General features: G+C 62.0%; 18 protein-coding genes. 7 read left to right on the forward strand and 11 right to left on the reverse strand.

The window, feature by feature from the left end; genetic code table 11:
* Nucleotides 1-51: 51 nt before the first annotated feature.
* From F3H98_RS23045 to F3H98_RS23075, 7 genes are all read left to right on the forward strand, one after another.
* Entirely contained in the window at nucleotides 52-1,635 is a 1,584-nt protein-coding gene (locus tag F3H98_RS23045) for an ABC transporter ATP-binding protein (RefSeq protein WP_149762737.1), read from the forward strand.
* Entirely contained in the window at nucleotides 1,635-2,732 is a 1,098-nt protein-coding gene (locus F3H98_RS23050; RefSeq protein WP_149762681.1) for an ABC transporter permease, read from the forward strand. Before F3H98_RS23045 ends, F3H98_RS23050 begins: the two co-directional genes overlap by 1 nt.
* Nucleotides 2,725-3,639 carry an ABC transporter permease gene (locus F3H98_RS23055; RefSeq protein ID WP_149762682.1) on the forward strand — a complete coding sequence of 305 codons (915 nt, stop codon included), beginning with the start codon at nucleotides 2,725-2,727 and terminating at the stop codon, nucleotides 3,637-3,639. The genes F3H98_RS23050 and F3H98_RS23055 overlap by 8 nt, the downstream gene beginning before the upstream one ends.
* 53 nt (nucleotides 3,640-3,692) lie before the next feature.
* On the forward strand, nucleotides 3,693-4,763 hold the full coding sequence (locus F3H98_RS23060) for a BMP family ABC transporter substrate-binding protein (RefSeq protein WP_149762683.1): 1,071 nt from the start codon (nucleotides 3,693-3,695) through the stop codon (nucleotides 4,761-4,763).
* Between the two features lie 132 nt (nucleotides 4,764-4,895).
* Complete coding sequence (locus F3H98_RS23065) at nucleotides 4,896-5,522, forward strand: glutathione S-transferase family protein (RefSeq protein WP_149762684.1); 627 nt, start codon at nucleotides 4,896-4,898, stop codon at nucleotides 5,520-5,522.
* A gap of 46 nt (nucleotides 5,523-5,568) precedes the next feature.
* The gene (locus F3H98_RS23070) at nucleotides 5,569-5,805 is read left to right on the forward strand and encodes a DUF6364 family protein (RefSeq protein ID WP_149762685.1); all 237 of its coding nucleotides are present in this window, start codon (nucleotides 5,569-5,571) and stop codon (nucleotides 5,803-5,805) included.
* A gap of 2 nt (nucleotides 5,806-5,807) precedes the next feature.
* Nucleotides 5,808-6,218 carry a PIN domain-containing protein gene (locus F3H98_RS23075; protein ID WP_149762686.1) on the forward strand — a complete coding sequence of 137 codons (411 nt, stop codon included), beginning with the start codon at nucleotides 5,808-5,810 and terminating at the stop codon, nucleotides 6,216-6,218.
* Nucleotides 6,219-6,222: 4 nt separating this feature from the next.
* Here F3H98_RS23075 and rimO read toward each other — a convergent pair whose 3' ends face one another.
* The 11 genes from rimO to kdpA form a co-directional block, all read right to left on the reverse strand.
* The gene (rimO, locus tag F3H98_RS23080) at nucleotides 6,223-7,539 is read right to left on the reverse strand and encodes a 30S ribosomal protein S12 methylthiotransferase RimO (protein ID WP_149762687.1); all 1,317 of its coding nucleotides are present in this window, start codon (nucleotides 7,537-7,539) and stop codon (nucleotides 6,223-6,225) included.
* Nucleotides 7,540-7,750: 211 nt separating this feature from the next.
* A complete protein-coding gene (locus F3H98_RS23085) occupies nucleotides 7,751-8,464 on the reverse strand; it encodes a TerC family protein (RefSeq protein ID WP_149762688.1) in 714 nt (237 codons plus the stop codon).
* Nucleotides 8,465-8,616: 152 nt separating this feature from the next.
* Nucleotides 8,617-9,327: a 7-cyano-7-deazaguanine synthase QueC gene (queC, locus tag F3H98_RS23090; RefSeq protein ID WP_149762689.1), complete on the reverse strand. Its 711-nt coding sequence runs from the start codon at nucleotides 9,325-9,327 to the stop codon at nucleotides 8,617-8,619.
* Complete coding sequence (queD, locus tag F3H98_RS23095) at nucleotides 9,324-9,698, reverse strand: 6-carboxytetrahydropterin synthase QueD (protein WP_149762690.1); 375 nt, start codon at nucleotides 9,696-9,698, stop codon at nucleotides 9,324-9,326. The genes queC and queD overlap by 4 nt, the downstream gene beginning before the upstream one ends.
* Complete coding sequence (gene queE / locus F3H98_RS23100) at nucleotides 9,695-10,330, reverse strand: 7-carboxy-7-deazaguanine synthase (protein ID WP_149762691.1); 636 nt, start codon at nucleotides 10,328-10,330, stop codon at nucleotides 9,695-9,697. Before queE ends, queD begins: the two co-directional genes overlap by 4 nt.
* Before the next feature lie 448 nt (nucleotides 10,331-10,778).
* Nucleotides 10,779-11,471, reverse strand: coding sequence for a response regulator transcription factor (locus tag F3H98_RS23105; protein WP_149762692.1), 693 nt, complete (start codon nucleotides 11,469-11,471; stop codon nucleotides 10,779-10,781).
* On the reverse strand, nucleotides 11,468-14,164 hold the full coding sequence (locus F3H98_RS23110; RefSeq protein WP_149762693.1) for a sensor histidine kinase: 2,697 nt from the start codon (nucleotides 14,162-14,164) through the stop codon (nucleotides 11,468-11,470). Before F3H98_RS23110 ends, F3H98_RS23105 begins: the two co-directional genes overlap by 4 nt.
* 90 nt (nucleotides 14,165-14,254) lie before the next feature.
* The gene (locus tag F3H98_RS23115) at nucleotides 14,255-14,857 is read right to left on the reverse strand and encodes a K(+)-transporting ATPase subunit C (RefSeq protein WP_149762694.1); all 603 of its coding nucleotides are present in this window, start codon (nucleotides 14,855-14,857) and stop codon (nucleotides 14,255-14,257) included.
* 11 nt (nucleotides 14,858-14,868) lie between these two features.
* On the reverse strand, nucleotides 14,869-16,968 hold the full coding sequence (kdpB, locus tag F3H98_RS23120) for a potassium-transporting ATPase subunit KdpB (RefSeq protein WP_149762695.1): 2,100 nt from the start codon (nucleotides 16,966-16,968) through the stop codon (nucleotides 14,869-14,871).
* Complete coding sequence (locus F3H98_RS23125; RefSeq protein ID WP_149762696.1) at nucleotides 16,965-17,165, reverse strand: hypothetical protein; 201 nt, start codon at nucleotides 17,163-17,165, stop codon at nucleotides 16,965-16,967. The genes kdpB and F3H98_RS23125 overlap by 4 nt, the downstream gene beginning before the upstream one ends.
* 8 nt (nucleotides 17,166-17,173) lie before the next feature.
* Complete coding sequence (gene kdpA / locus F3H98_RS23130) at nucleotides 17,174-18,877, reverse strand: potassium-transporting ATPase subunit KdpA (protein WP_149762697.1); 1,704 nt, start codon at nucleotides 18,875-18,877, stop codon at nucleotides 17,174-17,176.
* Between the last annotated feature and the right edge of the window lie 4 nt (nucleotides 18,878-18,881).

Below are 18,881 nucleotides of genomic sequence, written 5' to 3' on the forward strand. Positions count from 1 at the left end.
CAAGCGCGCATACCATGTTTGCGGGAACACAGAACAATATCTGGAAAACAGATTGGAGGCACCGTGCGTGCTTTAGACGGTAGCGAAACCGCGAACCTGCTTGAGGTTCGGGGGCTCACGAAGATATTCGGAACCCTGAAAGCGTGCGACGCGATCGACCTGACGATCGCCAAGGGCGAGATTCACGCGCTTCTCGGAGAAAACGGCGCCGGTAAATCCACCCTCGTCAAAATGCTGTTCGGCTCCCTTGAGCCGCACTCCGGCGAAATCTCCTGGAACGGCCAGCCCGTCCGCATCGCCAGTCCGCATGCTGCAAAAAAACTCGGCATCGGCATGGTTTTCCAGCATTTTTCGCTGTTCGAGGCGCTGACGGCAGCCGAAAATATCGCCTTGTCGCTGAACGAGGATACACCGATCAGCACGATTGCGGCGAAGGCCAAGGCGCTATCTTACAGCTACGGCCTGCCGCTTGATCCCTATTCGCTGGTCGGTGATCTCTCCGTCGGCGAACGCCAGCGCATCGAGATCATCCGCTGCCTGCTGCAGACGCCGGAGTTAATAATTCTGGACGAACCGACCTCGGTGCTCACCCCGCAGGAGGCCGACAAGCTGTTCGAGACGCTGGAGCGGCTGCGTTCCGAGGGCAAGTCGATCCTCTACATCTCCCACCGCCTCGAAGAGGTGAAGAGAATGTGCGACCGAGCAACCGTGCTGCGCCACGGCAAGGTTGTCGGCCACTGCGATCCCCGCAAGGAAACGGCCGCCTCGCTCGCCCGGATGATGGTCGGCAACGAGGTCAAGCCCGTGGTGCGCCCGCCTTCGGAAGGCATAGAGAAGGCTGCTTCGCTTCTGGAAGTCCGCGGCCTCAGCCGCAAGCCGGCAACGCCGTTCTCGATCCCGCTGCGCGACATCAAGCTCGACGTCCGCGCCGGCGAGGTGATCGGCATCGCCGGTGTCGCCGGAAACGGCCAGGGCGAGTTTTTCGAGGCGGTGTCGGGTGAAGCCTTGCAGGACGATGGCGCAACGGTGCGCATCCGCGGCAAGGATGCCGGTCGTCTGTCGATCTCCGGACGGCGATTGCTCGGCGCCGCATTCGTGCCGGAGGAACGGCTTGGCCACGGCGCGGCTCCCCGCATGCGGCTTTCGGAAAATCTTCTCCTGTCGCGCCACACGACGGACCGTAAAGCATTTCTGGGTCCTGCCGGGCTGGTGCAAAGCGGTGCCGTCAAGGCGGCCTCGCAGCGCATTGTCGAGGAGATGGATGTGCGCAAGAGCGCGGTCGATCCCGAGGCGGCCGCTCTCTCGGGCGGCAATCTGCAGAAATTCATCATCGGACGGGAACTCGACCGCCAACCGGCGGTGATGGTGGTCAACCAGCCAACCTGGGGCGTCGATGCGGGGGCGGCTGCACACATTCGCCAGGCGTTGATCGAGCTGGCGCGCAGCGGCTCGGCCGTCCTCGTCATCAGCCAGGATCTCGACGAACTGTTCGAAATCTCCGATGCCATCGCCGTCATGCACAATGGCGAACTGTCGAAACCGCTGCCGCGCGCCGAAGCAACCTTCGAAAAGATCGGCCTGCTGATGGGCGGCGCCGAGCCCGGCCATGTCGAACCGGCGCTGGAGGTGGCGTGATGCGCATCGAACTCGTCAAGCGCCCGGAGCAATCGAAGCTTTTCAGCGCGCTGTCGCCTTTCATTGCGCTGGGCCTGACCCTTGTCGCCGGCGCGATCATGTTCTCGCTGCTCGGCAAGAACCCGCTCGACGCGCTCTATTACTATTTCATCGATCCGCTGCGCGAGGTGTGGTCGCTGCACGAACTGGCGATCAAGGCCGCGCCGCTGATCCTCATCGCGGTCGGCCTCTCGGTCTGCTACCTCTCCAACAACTGGAACATCGGCGCCGAAGGTCAGTTCACAATCGGCGCGATTACCGGCTCCATCCTGCCGGTGTTGTTTCCTCAGTTCCAGAACTGGACGGTTTTGCCCATGATGCTGATCATGGGCATGGCCGGCGGTGCGGCCTATGCGTCGGTGCCGGCCTTCCTCAAGGCGCGCTTCAACACCAACGAGATCTTGACCAGCCTGATGCTGGTCTATGTGGCGCAGCTGTTCCTCGACTGGCTGGTGCGCGGCCCCTGGCGCAACCCGGAGGGCCTGAACTTCCCCGAAACGCGCAATTTCCACGAATATGCGGTGCTGCCCGAGATCTGGTCGGCATCCGGCCGCGCCAATTGGGGTTTTGTCTTCGCGCTGGTTGCCGCCGTGGCGTTGTGGTTCATGCTGTCGCGCACGTTGAAGGGTTTCGAGGTCAAGGTGCTTGGCCAGAGCCCGCGCGCGGGAAAATTCGCCGGTTTCTCCTCGTCGAAAATGGTGTTCTTCGCCTTCCTGCTGTCCGGCGCATTGGCTGGCCTAGCCGGCATCTCGGAAGTCTCCGGCGCCATTGGCCAACTTAGGCCGACGATTTCGCCGGGCTACGGCTTTGCCGCGATCATCGTCGCCTTCCTCGGTCGCCTCAATCCGCTCGGCATCATCGCGGCCGGGCTGGTTCTGGCATTGTCCTATCTCGGCGGCGAGGCAGCGCAGATCTCGATCGGCGTCTCGGACAAGGTGGTCCGTGCGTTCCAGGGCATGCTTTTGTTCTTCGTGCTCGCCTGCGACACGCTCATCCATTACCGCATCCGCTTCATCGGGATGCCGGCCAAGACCGGGGAGGCCGCTCAAAATGTTTGAATCCATCCTGATCACCATTGCCACCGCCGCGACGCCGCTGCTGATCGCCTCGATTGGCGAACTGGTGGTTGAACGCTCCGGCGTGCTCAATCTCGGCGTCGAAGGGATGATGGTGATGGGCGCCGTCACCGGCTTCGGCGTTGCGTTGGCGACCGGCTCGCCCTGGCTCGGCGTGCTTGCCGCGGTGCTTGTCGGCGCCTTGTTCTCGCTGCTTTTCGGCTTCCTGACGCTGACGCTGGTCACCAACCAGGTGGCGACCGGCCTTGCATTGACGCTGCTCGGCCTCGGCCTTTCCGGGATGATCGGCGAAAGTTTCGTCGGCTTGCCCGGCGTCAAGATGAGCTATCTCTACATTCCCTACCTCACCGACATTCCCTATGTCGGCAAACTTCTGTTCGGCCAGGACCCGCTTTTCTACGTGTCGATCCTTCTGACGGCCGGTGTCGCCTGGTTCCTGTTCCGCTCGCGCGCTGGCCTCACGCTGCGCTCGATCGGCGACAACCACACGTCCGCCCATGCGCTCGGCATCAATGTCATCGGCATCCGTTATCTGGCCGTAATGTTCGGCGGTGCCTGCGCGGGGTTGGCCGGCGCCTACCTGTCGCTGGTCTATACGCCGCAATGGATCGAGAACATGACCGCCGGGCGTGGCTGGATCGCGCTGGCGCTGGTCGTATTCGCCTCCTGGCGGCCGTGGCGGGTGCTTGCCGGCGCCTATCTGTTCGGCGCCGTATCGATCGGCCAGTTGCATGCACAAGCGCTGGGGATAGGCGTTCCCTCGCAGCTACTTTCTTCACTCCCCTATCTGGCAACCATCGTCGTGCTTGTTCTAATCTCGCGCAACCGGCGACTGACAATGGTGAACACACCGGCTTCTCTGGGGCGGCCGTTTGTGCCAGATCGCTAATCAAAAAATCGATGGGATAGTGCCCCCGGCAACACTGAAAGAGGACGAACGAAATGAAAAAGACTGTTCTATCGCTTGCCGCCGCAGCCGCTGTGCTGTCGTTTGGCAGCATGTCCGCCCAGGCGGCGACAAAGGCCTGCTTCATCTATGTCGGGCCGATCGGCGATTTCGGCTGGTCCTATCAGCACCACAAGGGCCTGGAAGAGATGAAGGCCGCGCTCGGCGATCAGGTCGAGACCGCCTATCTGGAAAGCGTGCCGGAAGGCGCGGATGCCGAGCGCGCTATCGAGCGTTTCGCCCGCTCCGGCTGCAACATCATCTTCACCACTTCCTTCGGCTACATGGATCCGACCAACAAGGTCGCGGGTAAATTCCCGGACGTGAAATTCGAGCACGCCACCGGCTACAAGCGCGAGCATCCCAATGTCGCGACCTACAATTCGAAATTCCATGAAGGCCGCTACGTGCAGGGCGTCATCGCTGCCAAGATGTCGAAGGCGGGTGTTGCCGGTTACATCGCATCCTTCCCGATTCCGGAAGTCGTGATGGGCATCAATTCGTTCGTGCTCGGCGCGCAGTCGATCAATCCCGATTTCAAGGTCAAGGTGGTATGGGCCAACACCTGGTTCGACCCGGGCAAGGAAGCCGACGCCGCCAAGGCGCTGATCGATCAGGGCGTCGACATCATCACCCAGCACACCGATTCCACCGCGCCGATGCAGGTTGCCACCGAACGCGGCATCAAGGCGTTCGGCCAGGCTTCCGACATGATCAAGTTCGGCCCGACCACCCAGCTCACCTCGATCGTCGACGACTGGGGTCCGTATTACATCGAGCGCGTCAAGGCGGTGATCGACGGCACCTGGAAGCAGCAGGACGTCTGGGGTGGCATGAAGGAAGGTCATGTCGTGATGGCGGCCTACGCCAACATGCCAGACGACGTGAAGAAACTCGCCGAAGAGACTGAAGCCAAGATCAAATCCGGCTCGTTCAACCCCTTCACCGGCCCGATCACCAAGCAGGACGGCACCGAATGGCTGAAGGCAGGCGAGGTTTCCGACGACGGCACGCTGCTCGGCATGAACTTCTACGTCAAAGGCGTAGACGACAAGCTGCCGCAATAACCGGCGCGGCCGACACCAAAAAAGGGCGTCCGGAAGCGGGCGCCCTTTTTTGCTGCCGAAATCCCGATGCTGACATGGATTGTCAGCATGCCTCCGCTATGTCTTCCGTCGGACAAGAGGAGATTTGAGCCGATGCTGAAATTCTACCACTCGCCATGGTCGCGTTCGTCGGGGGTTTTCTGGCTGCTGGAGGAACTCGGCCAGCCATACGAAATCGAGCTTGTCGACATCCGCGCGCCCGGCGGCGTGCCCGAAGCCTACCGCGCCGTGCAACCCAACAAGAAGGTACCGGCAATCGAACATGACGGTGTGGTCATCACAGAACGTGCTGCGATCTCAGTCTACCTGGCCGACCGTTTTCACGAGGCCGGGCTTGCGCCGGCGATTGGCGAAGAGGCGCGCGGTCCTTATCTCACGACGCTCGTCTATTGCGATTCCGTCTTCGATCCGGCCATCAGCGCAAAGGCACAGGGATGGACATACCAGAGCAACAACTTTTCGTTCGGCCTGTTCGACGACATGGTGAAGTATGTCGAGAAAAAGCTGACGGCGCACCCATATGCCGCCGGCGACACTTTCACCGCCGCCGACACGCAATTGGCGAGCGGCATCGGTTTCACGATGAATATCCTGAAGGTTTTGCCGGCCTTGCCGGTGTTTACCGACTATGTCGCGCGCATAAGCGAACGCCCTGCCTATCAGAGGGCACAGGCCAGGGATGCCGAACTCATCAAGCAGGTAACCCCACCGCAGTTCTGAGGGCAACGCACCTTGATGGATGAAATTCGCAGTGATACTGTGAGGAATGAAAAATATCACAGTTTCAGTGGATGACGACACTTATCGCCGTGCGCGCATGCAGGCTGCGGAGCGCGATACCTCCGTTTCTGCGATGGTTCGCGAATACCTGACGGAACTTGCCAACACGGAAACGGAATTTGAGAGGCTGAAAAGCAAGGAAGCGGCATTGAGATCAGCAATCGGTGGTTTTAGTGCCGCCGACCGCCTGTCACGCGATGAAGCGCACGAGCGCAATCGCTGACCGTGCCGGTTTTTCTCGACACCAACATATTGCTCTATTCCGTCAGCACAGCGCCGGAAGAATCCGCGAAGCGCGAGAAGGCGCGGTTGTTGCTCGATGGCGACGATTGTGCGTTGTCGGTCCAAGTGCTGCAGGAGTTTTACGTTCAGGCAACGCGAGGGTCGCGTCTGGGTGCCTTGTCCCACGCCTTGGCGGTGGATTTCATAAGCACCTGGATGCGCTTTTCGGTGCAGGACAACACGCTCGCACTATTCCAGGATGCGCTTCAGGTGAAGACTATTTGCGGGTTCTCGTTCTGGGATTGTTCGATCCTTGCGGCTGCGCGCGCCCAGAATTGCCGAGAACTCATGACGGAAGATCTCGCGCACGGCCGCGAAATCGCAGGTGTGCGAATCAACAACCCGTTTCTCTGATCGTTCAGACCGCCTGGCCGTAGAGGTCGTAGGCGTCTGCACGGTCGATCTTGACCGTGACGATGTCGCCGGCCCTCAACGGGCGCCGCGACTGGATGTGCACCGAACCGTCGATTTCCGGCGCGTCATATTTGGTGCGACCCTTGGCGGACGTTCCGTGCGCCTCGTCGATGATGACCGGCAGCCGCTTGCCGACCTTTTTCATCTGCTGGGCGGCCGAAACCTTCTGCTGGCGTTGCATGAAGCGGTGCCAGCGGGCTTCCTTGATTTCCTGCGGCACCTCCGGAAGGCCGAGATCGTTGGAACGGGCGCCTTTCACCGGCTCGTATTTGAAGCAGCCGGCGCGATCGATCCTGGCCTCGTCCAGCCAGTCGAGCAGCATCTCGAAATCGTCGTCGGTCTCTCCGGGGAAGCCGACGATGAAGGTCGAGCGCACCGCCAGGTCAGGGCAGATTTCGCGCCAGCCACGAATACGTTCCAGTGTCTTTTCGTTGTGTGCCGGGCGGCGCATGTTCTTCAGCACCTGCGGGGAGGCGTGCTGGAACGGGATGTCGAGATAAGGAAGGATCTTGCCCTCGGCCATCAGCGGAATGACATCGCTGACATGCGGGTAGGGGTAGACGTAATGCATGCGCACCCACATGCCCATCTCGCCGAGCTCGCGTGACAGGTCGAGGAATTTGGCGCGCACCTCGCGATCCTTCCACACGCTCGACTGGTATTTGATGTCGATGCCGTAGGCTGACGTGTCCTGCGAGATGACAAGCAGTTCCTTTACTCCGGCGTTTGCCAGTTTTTCGGCTTCACGCAGCACGTCGGCTGCCGGGCGCGAAACCAGGTCCCCGCGCAGGTCCGGAATGATGCAGAAGGTGCAGCGGTTGTTGCAGCCTTCGGAAATCTTCAGGTAGGCATAGTGGCGTGGCGTCAGCTTCACGCCTTGCGGCGGCAGCAGGTCGACATAGGGATCGTGCGCCGGCGGCACCGCCTCGTGAACGGCGGCCATGACGCTTTCGTAGGCCTGAGGGCCGGTGATCGCCAGCACGTTCGGGTGCTTTTCGCGGATCAGCTCCGGCGTGGCGCCCATGCAACCCGTGACGATGACCTTGCCGTTTTCCTTCATCGCGGTGCCGATGGCGCCAAGCGATTCATCGCGCGCGGAATCCAGGAACCCGCAGGTGTTGACCACGACGAGATCGGCTCCGTCGTGCTTGCGCGCGATCTCGTAACCCTCGGCCCGCAGCCTGGTGATGATGCGTTCGGAATCGACGAGCGCCTTCGGGCAACCAAGGCTGACGAAACTGACGCGGGGTGCTGCGGACATCGTACTTCTCAAAGGCTATTGCATCGGCCCGAAAATCGGAGTCGATTTTCGGAAAAGCACGATGCGTGGATTCAAAGTCTTAGAACGTCCTTGGCGCGTCCTAAAGGACGCTCAGCGCTCTAACGGCCGAACGCTGTGCGGTCCGGCCCTGGCAAAATCTCAGTTCGGGCGGCGCAATATCACACTTGGCGCGCCGAGAAAACCCGCCGTCTCAGTGGCCCATCTGGCCCGGCGCACCGAACCAGGCGCTCAGGAACGAAAGTTGCTCCGGCCACTGGCCGTAGGCGCCCTTCAGCGTCATCTCGATGGCGACGTAGAGAATGACGAGCAAGCCGACATAGGCGATCCAGCGGTGCTTGTGCAGCAGGCGAGCGATGAAGGAGGCGGCGAAGCCCATCAGCGCGATAGACAGCGCCAGGCCGATGATCAGCACCGTCGGGTGATCCATCGCCGCGCCGGCAACCGCCAGAACGTTGTCGAGCGACATCGAGACGTCGGCGATGACGATCTGCCAGACCGCCTGTCCGAGGGTTTTTGTCTTGGCCTTGCCGACTGTCCCTTCGGCCTTGCCGACTGTCCCGTCGGCATCGTAGTCGGTATCCGAGAGCGCCTCGGTTGCCTCTTCCTCGTCCTCATGCGACGTGCGCAACTCGCGCCACATCTTCCAGCACACGTAAAGCAGCAGCAGGCCACCACCGACCAGCAGGATCGGTCCGATCTGCAACAGTTGCTGAGTGACCAGCGCAAAGAAGATGCGCAACAGCGTCGCCGCGATGATGCCGATGAGGATTGCCTTCTTGCGCTGTTCGGAAGGCAGACCCGCGGCGGCAAGGCCGATCACGATGGCGTTGTCGCCGGCCAGAACGAGGTCAATGGCGATGACCTGCAGAAGGGCTGAAAAACCGGCGGCGGTGAAGATTTCCATCGATCATCGACCCTTCTTTGCTCGCGAGCACTGTACTAGACGCCGTACAGTGTAGGGTCGTGTTACGTCAAGTGCGGGCGCCGTCGGCATCTGACCGCATTTGTGAAAGCTAACGGCGGTGGCCATTGCGGGATGTTGGAACCTATTGTCGACTATGGTACCGCCGGCCGCGCCGCAAACTGCCAATATCCCTGAGCGCGCAACTCGCAGGCCGGACACTGACCGCAGCCCCAGCCCCAATCATGATGGTGAACGCGATCGCCCTGGTAGCAAGTGTGCGTCTCGTCGCGGATCAAATCCACCAGTTCATCCCCACCCAGAACGCGGGCCAGCCGCCATGTCTCAGCCTTGTCGATCCACATCAAGGGTGCGTGAACGGCAAAGCGCGCATCCATGCCCAGATTGAGGGCGAGTTGCATTGCCTTCATAGTGTCGTCCCGGCAATCGGGATAACCGGAATAGTCGGTTTCACAAACGCCCGTCACGATGTGCTTGGCGCCCCGCCGGTACGCAATGGTGGCCGCAAAGGTCAAGAAGAGCAAATTCCGTCCCGGCACAAAAGTGTTCGGAAGACCATTTGCCTGCATGGCGATTTCGACATCGCGGGTAAGCGACGTGTCGCTGAGCTGGCCGAGCACCGCAACGTCGATCAGGTGGTCTTCGCCGAGTTTTACGGCCCAATTTGAAAACCGCTCCCGAAACGCATTCAACACCACCGGCCGCACATCCAGTTCAACAAGATGCCTTTGGCGATAGTCAAAGCCGATTGTCTCGACATGTGCAAAACGGTCGAGCGCCCAGGCCAGGCACGTGGTTGAGTCTTGTCCACCCGAAAAAAGAACGATGGCCTTAGAATCGTTCATTGCATGCTCCCGGCAACGGTGCCTTCGTATTCCGCCCAGCAGTCCGGCGTCTCGAAAACGACCACAGCGGTCGTCTGGGGAAGAAGCGGTTTGACACGTTCCCATATCCAGATTGCGATATTCTCGGCCGTGGGGTTCTGCAGCCCTTCGATGTCGTTGAGGCAATAGTGGTCAAGCCGCTTCAGCAGCGGCCCGAAGGCTGCCTCCACATCAAAGAAATCGACAACGAAGCCCGTATGAGGATCGACAGGCCCTTCCAACCGCAGTTCGACGCGGTACGAATGCCCATGCATCCGATGGCAACGGTGCGTGTCCGGTACGTTCGGCAAGCGATGCGCCGCTTCAAAGGTGAATGCCTGTACGATTTTCATCGAATTCCCAGCTGTTTGTGTGTTTGAAGGCAGAGTTGCCAGCGAGGATTAGCCAAGCAGAATTCTAACGCTGCCTGGGTATTGGGTATGCGCGCAGATCCATCCATCGGCTGAAGTAGGAAATGGTCGAACTCCAACGCCTCGAACCGCTCCGGCTCGGCGCCGGCCTGCGGAAACACCAACTTGAGTTCGTTCCCACGTGTCAGTTTGACTGGCGCACCGGCTTTCGGGCTTACGCAGATCCAGTCGATGCCGGGAGGCGGCGTCAATGTGCCGTTCGTCTCAACTGCAATTGCAAAACCTTCGGCATGAAGCGCCTCGACAAGAGAGGTGTCGAGTTGAAGCAGTGGTTCGCCCCCTGTGAGAACGGCGAAGCGTCGTCTTGTGTCGCCGGACGACCATTTTTGTGCGATTGCCTGGGCGAGGTCGTTAGCGGTAGCAAAGCGACCGCCGCCATCGCCATTGGTTCCGACAAAGTCGGTGTCACAGAACTGGCAGATCGCCTTTGATCGGTCGGCCTCGCGACCTGACCAGAGGTTGCACCCGGCAAACCGGCAGAAAACAGCTGCACGTCCGGCATTCTGGCCCTCGCCTTGCAGTGTGTAGAAGATTTCCTTGACCGCATACGCCATCGCGTCAAGCTGCCCCTATCGTTCGCCGCAGGCTCATTTCAGCCCCTGCGCAATGTGTCTCGACAATTGTCGAATGTCTGAGGAAACATTCTGCCGCGCGTTCAAACACCGGTTGTGCTCGAATGCCGCCCACCTGAACTCCAAGTGGTGGGTCCCTTCAAAGGCCATCGCGCCCAGGCGAAGGACTCTCGACTGGCTGTCGCCTAGCATCACATGCAGCGCGTAGACAAGTGCCTTCAGAGCTGGCCGTTGCCGCCATCTGGCGAGGGCAGCAACGCGAAGCTTGCTGAATTGGGAACGGCATGATGATCGGATCGGGAGAATTGTATTCGGTTTTGCGGGGTTGCGCCGGTTGCGGGAGACGGCGAGCCTTGCCAAGGGATGCCGCTCAAAAGCAGCTTTTGCGACCTGTAACACGGGAAATGAAGATGAAATGATCGCGATGCGCTCAGTTGCCCTCGCTCAGCCGATAGCCGACACCCGTCTCGGTCCTGATGTAGCGCGGCTGTTCCGGGTTCGGCTCGATCTTCTGGCGCAGTTGCCTGACATAGACGCGGAGGTACTGTACGTCATAGGCATTGCCCCAGACCTGCTTCAATAGGAAATTGTGGGTTAGCACCTTGCCGGCATGCTGCGCCATCACGCGCAAGATATCGTATTCCTTGGGCGACAGTTTTATCTCCTCGTCACCGACCTTGACGATGCGCCGGACCAGGTCGATCGACAGGTCGCCGGTCTGGAATACCGGTTTTTCGCCCTGCTGCTGCAGCCTGTGGCGAAGCGCGACACGGATGCGGGCAAGCAGCTCGTTCACGCCGAAGGGTTTTGTCACATAGTCGTCGGCGCCAAGCTCCAGCGCGTCGACGATGCCAGCCTCGTCGGTACGGCTGGACAGGATGATGACCGGTACGAGATTGTTTGCATCGCGCCAGCGCCGCAGCAACTCATGCCCCTGGATGTCCGGCAACCCGAGGTCGAGGATGACGAGATCGGGTGCGCTGTCCTCCATCCGCTCGAGCGCCGTCTTGCCGTTGGTTGCTTCAATGGCCGTATAATCCTGTGTCGTCAGGCCGACACGCAGAAGTTTGCGGATTGGCGGTTCGTCGTCGACGATGAGAATCCTGACGGGTGGAGCGCTCATGCGGGCAGGGCCTTTCGTTCGGCGTCGCCGGGCAGCGGCATCCTGATCGTGAACACCGCGCCGCTTCGGTCCGTGCGGTTGCCGGCGGTTATCGTGCCGTTCATCGCCTCGATGAAGCCGCGGCAGATTGCGAGCCCGAGCCCGGTTCCGGCGCGCACGCTGTCGCCTTTCTGGGCGCGGGTGAATTTGCCGAACACCCGTTCCAGGTCTTCCTCGGCGATGCCCGGCCCTTCGTCTAGCATCTGCAGCGTCACCGCCCCCGTGTCGGCAAATGCCTGGACACGGATACGTGAATTAGGTTCGGAATATTTGCCGGCATTGTCGAAGAGATTGAACAGCACCTGCTCGAACAGCACCGGGTCGACCCGGATCAGCGGCAGGTTTTTCGGCAGATCGACATCAACCTGGTGGGACGCGAGGATTTTCTTGGCCCGCGACAGAGCCGTTCCGACGATTTCGTTGAGTTCGAGCATGCCGTAATTCGGTTCGATCGCTCCCGATTCCAGCCGCGTCATGTCGAGCAGGTTGGCGATGAACCGGTTCAGCCGCTCGGCTTCGTCCTGAATGGTCCCCAGCAGGTCTTCCTTGGTCGGGTCGTCCAGCGCTTTGGGAAATTCACGCAGCGTTCCCGCGGCGCCCATGATCGAGGCGAGGGGGGTTTTGAGATCATGCGATATGGAAGTGAGCAGCGCCGAACGCAGTCGGTCCGCCTCGACCGCCAGCTTCGCGTTGTCGAGATCCTCGACCAGGTTGACGCGTTCGATGGCAAGGGCCGCCTGGTCCGTCAGGGCATCCATCAGCCGCCGCCGCTCCGGCGTCAGCAGCGGCCCTTGCCGGTCGTCATCGATGCCGACAACGCCGATGGCGCCGCGCGCCGTGCGCACCGGCAGGAAGAGTCGCTTGGCGCCGGGCAACGTGTCGGCGCCGCGTCCGGCCGGCCGGTCGTTTTCCCAAGCCCATTTCGCGGCGGCGATATCGGCCTGGCCGAGCGTATCCTCTGGCGGGTAGCCGGCCTTCACGGTGATGACGCCCTGTTCCGGCATCAGCAGGACGACGCGCACCTTCAGCATCGACGCGATCTGGAAAGCGGTTGCCCACAACACGTCGTCAAGCGTCGCGGTTGCCGCAAGCTTCTTCGAAAAGAGATAAAGGTCCTCGGTGACGCGCACCCGCTGCCTGGCCGCCACTGCCTGGCCACGCACGCGCGCCGTCAGATTGCTGGCGATGACTGCGACGATGAGGAAGAAGACGAAGGTGACGACGCTTTCCGGGCTCCCCAGCGTCAGCGTGTAGAGCGGTGGCAGGAAGAAGAAATTGAAGGCCAGCGCGCTGACGATGCTGGTGAAGATCGCCGGCGCCAGCCCATACCAAAGCGCGCTGGTCAGCACGCCCATCAGGAAGACGATGCCGATGTTGTCGACATCCAGAAACTGCCGCAGCAGCAGGGCGCAGCCCAGTGCCAGAGCGGTGATCGCGACGGATGAAACGTAAGGCGTCGGCGAAAACTCGGTCTGGTTGCCGAGCTGCACCGAGCCCTTCGGCTCGTTGGCAGCCTTCTCGTTGCCGGAAACGACATGCACGCTGACGTCGCCCGCGATACGGATAAGGTCGTGCGTCGCGGAACCTTCGAGCCATTCGCGCCAGCGCCCTTTGTCCGAGCGGCCGATGACGATATGCGTCACATTGTGCTCGCGCGCATAACGCATGACTTCTTCTGCGACGTTGCGGCCGGGCAAAGTCGCCGCCTCGGCGCCCAGTGTCTCGGCCAGCCGCAGCGAAAGCGCGACACGGTCGCGCTCGGCTTCGGAAAGCCGCGCCGATCGCGTCGTCTCGATGGTAATCGCCGACCAGGGCGCGCGTAGGCGCTCCGCCAGCCGCCTGCCGTAGCGCACCAGTGCGGGCGAGCGCGCCGCTTCGTCAATGCAGACCAGCACGCGGTCGCCGGCGGCCCACGGACCGGAGATCGCGTGCTCCTGCATGTGTCGGACGAGTTGCTCGTCGACCCGTTGCGCCGTGCGCCTCAGCGCCAGTTCGCGCAGCGCCGTCAAATTGCCAGGCGAGAAATAATTCTCGATGGCGCTCTTGGCAGTCCTTGGAAGATAGACCTTGCCTTGCTTCAGCCGCTCGATCAGGTCGCCCGGCGTCAGGTCGATGACTTCGATATCGTCGGCGCGGTCGATGATAGAGTCCGGCACGGTTTCACGCACCCTGATGCGGGTGATCTGGGCGACGATGTCGTTCAGGCTCTCGACGTGCTGGATGTTGACGGTGGTGTAGACATCTATGCCTGCCGCCAGCAGTTCCTCGATGTCGAGATAGCGTTTCGGATGCCGGCTACCGGGCGTGTTGGTATGCGCGAGTTCGTCGACCAGCACCAGCGCCGGCCTGCGCGCCAGAATCCCGTCGAGATCCATCTCATCCAGCGCACGGTCCTTGTAGGTAACGGCGACGCGCGGAATGATCTCGAAACCCTGGACGAGTGCCTCGGTCTCCTTGCGTCCGTGCGTCTCGACCACGCCGATGACAACATCGACGCCCTCGGCCTTGCGGGCACGGCCGGCGAGCAGCATTTCGTAAGTCTTGCCGACGCCAGGTGCAGCGCCCAGGAAGATGCGTAGCCTGCCGCGCACCTCGCGTTCGGCGGATTCGAGAAGGGCGTCCGGGGAGGGACGCCGGTCGGCTTCATCGGCCATCAACGCGAGTCGGGCTCCCGGGCAACAGTTCGCCTTATTGGTCGTGCAAAGCCGCCCCGGCGTCAACCGGAGCGGCGAAAGCAGGATGCGTTAATTCGCCGTGGCATCGAGCGCGCGGTTGAGCGCCAGAACGTTGACCACCGGCTCGCCAAGAACGCCCAGGATGCGGCCCTGGGTGTGCTCGGCGATCAGCCCCTTGAGCTGGTCTTCCGAGATGCCGCGGGCCTTGGCGACACGTGGCGCCTGGAAAAGTGCCGCTTCCGGCGAGATGTGCGGGTCGAGACCGCTGCCGGTCGTAGTGACGAGGTCGATCGGCACCGGTTGCGACGGGTTTTCGGCCTTCAGACGCTCGAGATCGGCCTTGACGCGCTCAATCATAGCTGCGTTGCCCGGCCCAGCGTTCGAGCCCATCGAATTCACCGCATTGTAAGGAACGGTTGTCGTCTTCGACGGGTCTGCCGGATCCGGCCCGAGGGTCACCGATGGCCGGCCATGGAAATAGCGTTGGTCGGTGAAGTTCTGGCCGATCAGCTCAGAGCCGACGACCGTGCCGTTTTCGACGATCAGGCTGCCGCTGGCCTGGTGCGGGAACAGCGCGCCGGCGACGCCGGTCATCGCCAGGGGATAGGCGAGGCCGGTGATCGCCGTGAGCGCGACGATCATGACGAGGGCGGGACGAAGTTGCTTCAACATGTTGTTAGTCCTTAAGCGAGGCCGAGAGCCGAGACGACCATGTCGATCGCCTTGATGCCGGCGAACGGCACCAGAATGCCGCCGAGGCCGTAGATGAGGAGGTTGCGGCGCAACAGCGAGGCCGCGCCCACGGCACGATATTTGACGCCGCGCAGCGCCAGCGGGATCAGCGCAACGATGATCAGCGCATTGAAGATGATCGCCGAAAGGATCGCCGATTGAGGGGTCGAAAGACCCATCACGTTCAGCACCTGGAGCTGCGGGTAGAAGGCCACAAACATCGCCGGGATGATGGCGAAATATTTGGCGATGTCGTTGGCGATGGAAAACGTCGTCAACGCTCCGCGCGTCATCAGCAGCTGCTTGCCGATCTCGACGATTTCGATGAGCTTGGTCGGGTCGCTGTCGAGGTCGACCATGTTGCCGGCCTCGCGGGCGGCCACCGTGCCGGTGTTCATGGCGACGCCGACGTCGGCCTGCGCAAGTGCGGGCGCATCGTTGGTGCCGTCACCGCACATGGCGACAAGCTTACCCTTGGCCTGTTCCTCACGGATCAGGCTAAGCTTGTTTTCGGGCGTCGCCTCGGCCAGGAAATCGTCGACGCCGGCTTCGGCGGCGATCGCCGCTGCGGTCATCGGGTTGTCGCCGGTGATCATCACCGTGCGGATGCCCATGCGGCGGAGTTCCGCGAAACGCTCGCGGATGCCGCCCTTGACGATGTCCTTCAGGTAGACCACGCCGAGCAGACGGCCATCACGCGCCACGGCGAGCGGCGTGCCGCCGACCTTGGCGATCTCGTCGGCGATGGCGCGAATGTCGCGAACGCTCTCAGCGGAGGCCTGTGTCTTGAGGAGGGTGGCCGTGCCGCTTGCCACCGCCACTGTCGGATTGGCGCCGACATGGGCGAGCACTGCATCGACGGCGCCCTTGCGGATCGAACTGCCGTCGACATCGACGCCGCTCATGCGGGTCTGTGCGGTGAACGGAACGAAATGCGCATGCAGCGAGCGCATGTCGCGCTCCCTTATGCGGTATTTTTCCTTGGCCAGCACAACGATCGAGCGGCCTTCCGGCGTCTCGTCGGCAAGCGAGGCCAGCTGGGCAGCGTCCGCGAGTTCCTGCTCGGTAACGCCCTTGATCGGCCGGAATTCCGTCGCCTGGCGGTTGCCCAGCGTGATGGTGCCGGTCTTGTCGAGTAGCAGCGTATCGACGTCGCCGGCCGCTTCGACGGCGCGGCCGGACATTGCCAGCACGTTGAAGCGCACCAGACGGTCCATGCCGGCGATGCCGATCGCCGAGAGCAGCGCGCCGATGGTGGTCGGGATCAGGGTGACGAACAGCGCGACCAGTACGACGATCGGGATCGAGCCGCCGGCATAAGCGGCGAAGCTCGGGATCGTCGCTACCGCCAGCACGAAGATCAGCGTCATGCCGGCAAGCAGGATGTTGAGCGCGATCTCGTTCGGCGTCTTCTTGCGCTGTGCGCCTTCGACGAGGCTGATCATGCGGTCGAGGAAGGTGTTGCCGGAAGCCGCGGTGATGCGGACGCGGATCCAGTCGGACAGCACCTGGGTGCCGCCGGTGACGGCCGAACGGTCGCCGCCGCTTTCGCGGATGACGGGCGCGGATTCGCCGGTGATCGCCGCTTCGTTGACCGAGGCCACGCCTTCCACGACTTCGCCGTCGGAAGGAATGATGTCGCCCGCCTCGACGACCACCAGGTCGCCGACCTTGAGGCTGGTCGCAGGCACGATCTCGTAGCTCGACCTGCCGTCGGCGGAGAGCAGCTTGGCGGTGGTTTCGGTACGTGTACGGCGCAGCGCATCGGCCTGCGCCTTGCCGCGGCCTTCCGCTACTGCTTCGGCGAAATTGGCAAACAAAACGGTGAACCACAGCCAGATGATGATCTGCAGCGTGAAGCCGTATTGGGCGCTGCTGCCCAGCACCACGTCTTTGATGAACAGGAGGGTGGTCAGGGCGGAAACGACGGCGACGACAAACATCACCGGATTTTTCGCCAGCGAACGCGGATCGAGCTTTCTGAAGGAAGCCCCGATCGCCGGAATGAGGATGCCGGCATCCAAGATGCTGGCGGATTGTAGCTTGCTCATTGGAACTGTCCCGGGTTTTCGATCTGCATGGCAGAAACGAGATAGGCGGCGCCCTCGACGCAGAGGGCGCTTATGGCGAGAACGATGACCATGCCGAGGATCAGGTCGGACACGGCGAACTGCGGCCGACTGTCCCGCGCCTTGTCGGCGCGGGCAGGCAACAGATAACGCAGGCTGCTCAGCGGATAGTGTGACATCGCGGGCCTCAGAAGCTCTGGCCGGACAGGATCGCCAGATGTTCGGCGATCGGGCCAAGCGCCAGCGCCGGCAAGAAGGTGAGGCCGCCGACGATCAGGATCACGCCGACCAGCAGGCCGACGAACAGGCCGCCATTGGTCGGAAATGTTCCGAGCGACACAGGAACCGTCTTCTTGGCGGCCAGCGAGCCCGCGATGGCAAGTGCCGGGATGATGATCAGGAAGCGGCCCATCAGCATGGCGATGCCGAGCGTGATATTGTACCAGGGCGTGTTGCCGGTGAGGCCGCCCAAGGCCGAGCCGTTGTTGGCCGCCGCCGATGTATAGGCGTAGAGGATTTCCGAAAATCCGTGCGGCCCCTGATTGGCGATCGAGGCGACCGCCGACGGCATCACCACGCTGATGGCGGTGAAGCCGAGCATCGCGAGCGGCAGGCTGAGCAATGCCAGCATCGCCATCTTGACCTCTTTGGCCTCGATCTTCTTGCCAAGATACTCTGGCGTGCGCCCGACCATCAGGCCGGACACGAAGATCGCGACGACGACGAACAGAAGGATGCCGTAGAGACCGGCACCGACGCCGCCGACAATGACCTCGCCAAGCTCCATGTTGATCAGCGGGATCATGCCACCGAGCGCGGTGAAACTGTCATGCAACGCATTCACCGCGCCGCAGGAGGCTGCGGTGGTGATCACGGCGAAGAGGGCCGACATGGCAATGCCGAAGCGCACTTCCTTGCCTTCCATGTTGCCGCCCTCGAGGCCGAGCGCATGCATCAGCGGGTTGCCGGAAGCTTCCGCCCAATAGGCGAAGAGGACGCCGGCAATGAACAGCACGCCCATTGCGGCGAGGATCGCCCAGCCCTGCCGCTGGTCGCCGACCATGCGGCCGAAAACGTTGGTCAGCGCCGCGCCGATCGCAAAGATCGAAACCATCTGGATGAGGTTGGTCAGGGCATCCGGGTTCTCGAAGGGATGCGCCGAATTGGCGTTGAAGAAACCGCCGCCATTGGTGCCAAGCATCTTGATTGCAAGCTGCGAGGCGACCGGGCCGACTGCAATCGTCTGCTTGCCGCCTTCCAGCGTCGTCGCGTCGACATAGGCGCCAAGTGTTTGGGGAACGCCGAGAAAGACATAGACGAGCGTCAGCACCACGCACAGCGGCAGCAGCACGTAGAGTGTCGAACGCGTGAGGTCGACCCAGAAATTGCCGATCGATTTCGACGACGCGCGTGCAAATCCGCGGATTAATGCGACCGCAAGCGCCATGCCGGTCGCCGCGGAAACGAAGTTCTGCACGGTCAGGCCGGCCATCTGCACGAGATAGGACATCGTGCTTTCGCCGCCGTAGTTCTGCCAGTTGGTGTTGGTGACGAAGCTGACCGCGGTGTTGAAGGACAGTTCCTGCGGAACAGCCGCCATGCCGGCGGGATTGAAGGGCAGCCCGGCCTGGAAACGCTGCAGGAGATAAAGCACCAGGAAACCGAGCAGGTTGAAGGCGAGCATGGCGCCGACATAGGTCGTCCAATGCTGTTCCTCGCGCTCGTTGGTGCCGGCGACGCGATAAAGCAGCCGCTCGAACGGCGCCAACAGGAAGCCGAGAAAAGTGCGTTCGCCCGTATAGACGCGCGTCATGTAGCCGCCGAGCGGCCTCACCAGGAGAATGACGATGCCGCAGAAAATGAGGATCTGGATCCAGCCGTTGAGTGTCATGGCT

The organism is Neomesorhizobium albiziae, assembly GCF_900114255.1.
In the GTDB taxonomy this organism is placed as follows: domain Bacteria; phylum Pseudomonadota; class Alphaproteobacteria; order Rhizobiales; family Rhizobiaceae; genus Neomesorhizobium; species Neomesorhizobium albiziae.

Coding starts and splice junctions, on each gene's coding strand:
- rimO (WP_149762687.1), bottom strand. CDS start 7,539: ATGTCCGCAGCACCCCGCGTCAGTTTCGTCAGCCTTGGTTGCCCGAAG.
- F3H98_RS23125 (WP_149762696.1), bottom strand. CDS start 17,165: ATGTCACACTATCCGCTGAGCAGCCTGCGTTATCTGTTGCCTGCCCGC.
- F3H98_RS23065 (WP_149762684.1), top strand. CDS start 4,896: ATGCTGAAATTCTACCACTCGCCATGGTCGCGTTCGTCGGGGGTTTTC.
- F3H98_RS23085 (WP_149762688.1), bottom strand. CDS start 8,464: ATGGAAATCTTCACCGCCGCCGGTTTTTCAGCCCTTCTGCAGGTCATC.
- F3H98_RS23060 (WP_149762683.1), top strand. CDS start 3,693: ATGAAAAAGACTGTTCTATCGCTTGCCGCCGCAGCCGCTGTGCTGTCG.
- kdpA (WP_149762697.1), bottom strand. CDS start 18,877: ATGACACTCAACGGCTGGATCCAGATCCTCATTTTCTGCGGCATCGTC.
- F3H98_RS23110 (WP_149762693.1), bottom strand. CDS start 14,164: ATGGCCGATGAAGCCGACCGGCGTCCCTCCCCGGACGCCCTTCTCGAA.
- queD (WP_149762690.1), bottom strand. CDS start 9,698: ATGAAAATCGTACAGGCATTCACCTTTGAAGCGGCGCATCGCTTGCCG.
- F3H98_RS23115 (WP_149762694.1), bottom strand. CDS start 14,857: ATGTTGAAGCAACTTCGTCCCGCCCTCGTCATGATCGTCGCGCTCACG.
- F3H98_RS23050 (WP_149762681.1), top strand. CDS start 1,635: ATGCGCATCGAACTCGTCAAGCGCCCGGAGCAATCGAAGCTTTTCAGC.
- queE (WP_149762691.1), bottom strand. CDS start 10,330: ATGGCGTATGCGGTCAAGGAAATCTTCTACACACTGCAAGGCGAGGGC.
- F3H98_RS23105 (WP_149762692.1), bottom strand. CDS start 11,471: ATGAGCGCTCCACCCGTCAGGATTCTCATCGTCGACGACGAACCGCCA.
- kdpB (WP_149762695.1), bottom strand. CDS start 16,968: ATGAGCAAGCTACAATCCGCCAGCATCTTGGATGCCGGCATCCTCATT.
- queC (WP_149762689.1), bottom strand. CDS start 9,327: ATGAACGATTCTAAGGCCATCGTTCTTTTTTCGGGTGGACAAGACTCA.
- F3H98_RS23055 (WP_149762682.1), top strand. CDS start 2,725: ATGTTTGAATCCATCCTGATCACCATTGCCACCGCCGCGACGCCGCTG.
- F3H98_RS23070 (WP_149762685.1), top strand. CDS start 5,569: ATGAAAAATATCACAGTTTCAGTGGATGACGACACTTATCGCCGTGCG.